Source organism: Streptosporangium sp. NPDC049376 (genome assembly GCF_044466505.1).
Taxonomy (GTDB): Bacteria; Actinomycetota; Actinomycetes; order Streptosporangiales; family Streptosporangiaceae; genus Streptosporangium.
Genome location: NZ_JBITMT010000053.1, coordinates 1 through 1,688, shown reverse-complemented (window position 1 = coordinate 1,688; position 1,688 = coordinate 1). Strand labels below are relative to the sequence as shown.

Sequence of the window (1,688 nt, the reverse complement as noted above, 5' to 3'; positions counted from 1 at the left end):
ACCGCTGAGGTGGGGGGTGTTTCGCGGTGTGTGCATGAGGTGTTTGAGGAGCGGGTGGTGGTGTGTCCGGATGCGGTGGCGGTGGTGTGTGGTGAGGTGCGGTTGTCGTATGGGGAGGTGAATGCGCGGGCGAATCGGTTGGCGCATTGTTTGCTGGGGTTGGGTGTGGGGTCGTTGGTGGGGGTGTGTTTGGGGCGTGGGGTGGATTTGGTTCCGGTGTTGTTGGGGGTGTTGAAGGCTGGGGCGGGTTATGTGCCGTTGGATCCGGCGGTGCCGGCTGAGCGGTTGGGGGGGATGTTGGCCGACAGTGGGGTGTCGGTGGTGGTGACGTCGTCGGATTTGGCGGGTTTGGTGGGTGGGGTTTTCTCGGGTCGTGTGGTGGTTGTGGATGAGGTGGATTTTTCGGGTTTTTCTGATGTGAATCCTGGTGTGGTTTGTTCGCCGGGTGGTGTGGTGTATGTGATTTATACGTCGGGTTCGACGGGGCGGCCGAAGGGTGTGGTGCTGGAGCATCGGAATGTGGTGCGTTTGTTGGAGGTTGCGGAGCGTCATTATGGTTTTTCTTCGGATGATGTGTGGGTGTTGTGTCATTCGTTTGCGTTTGATGTTTCGGTGTGGGAGTTGTGGGGGTCGTTGTTGTATGGCGGTGTTTTGGTGGTGGTGCCGCGGGAGGTGACGCGGTCGCCGGAGGATTTGTTGGGGGTTTTGGTTCGGCATGGGGTGACGGTGTTGAATCAGACGCCGTCGGCGTTTCGGGGTTTGGTGGGTTTGGCGGGGGAGGGGAGGGTGTGTCTGGATCGGTTGCGGGTGGTGGTGTTCGCGGGGGAGAAGTTGGAGTTGGCGGAGCTGGCGCCGTGGGTGGAGCGGTTCGGGTTGGAGCGGCCGGCGTTGGTGAACATGTATGGGATTACCGAGACGACGGTGCATACGACGTATCACCGGTTGGTGGCGGGGGATTTGCTGCCGGGTGGGGGTAATCCGGTGGGGCGTCCGTTGGCGGATCTTCGGGTGTATTTGTTGGACGCGTTTGGGTGTCCGGTGCCGGTTGGGGTGGCGGGGGAGATTTATGTGGGTGGTCCGGGGGTGGCGCGGGGGTATTTGAATCGGCCGTCTTTGACGGCTGAGCGGTTTGTGCCTGATCCGTTTGGTCCGGTGGGTGGGCGGTTGTATCGGAGTGGGGATCTGGCGAGTCGGCGTGCGGATGGGAGTTTGGATTTCCTGGGGCGTGTTGATGATCAGGTGAAGGTTCGGGGGTTCCGGATCGAGTTGGGGGAGATCGTCGCGGTGTTGCGGCGGGTGGAGGGGGTGGTCGATGCGGTTGTGGTGGTGCGTGAGGACGTTCCTGGTGATCGGCGGTTGGTGGGTTATGTGGTGGGGGAGGGGGTTGATCCGGTTCGGTTGAGGGAGGAGTTGTCTCGGTCGTTGCCGGAGTACATGGTGCCGTCGGCGTTTGTGGGGGTGGCGGCGATTCCGTTGAACAACAACGGGAAGCTGGATCGGCGGGCGTTGCCGGTTCCTGGTCGGGGGGCGTTGGCGGCTGGGGTGGATTTCGTGGCGCCTCGGTCGGTGGTGGAGGAGTTGGTGGCGGGGATTTGGCGGGATGTTTTGGGGGTGGAGCGGGTCGGGGTGCATGACAATTTCTTCGAGTTGGGTGGGCATTCGATCCGGGCGGTCGCTTTGGTGGGCGC

1 protein-coding gene is annotated in these 1,688 nt (G+C 62.2%); it reads left to right on the top strand.

Translation table 11 applies throughout. The features are described from left to right. Positions 1-30: 30 nt before the first annotated feature. The coding region (locus ACIBVQ_RS40520) for an amino acid adenylation domain-containing protein (RefSeq protein ID WP_399184271.1) at positions 31-1,688 on the top strand (1,658 nt) is incomplete at its 3' end.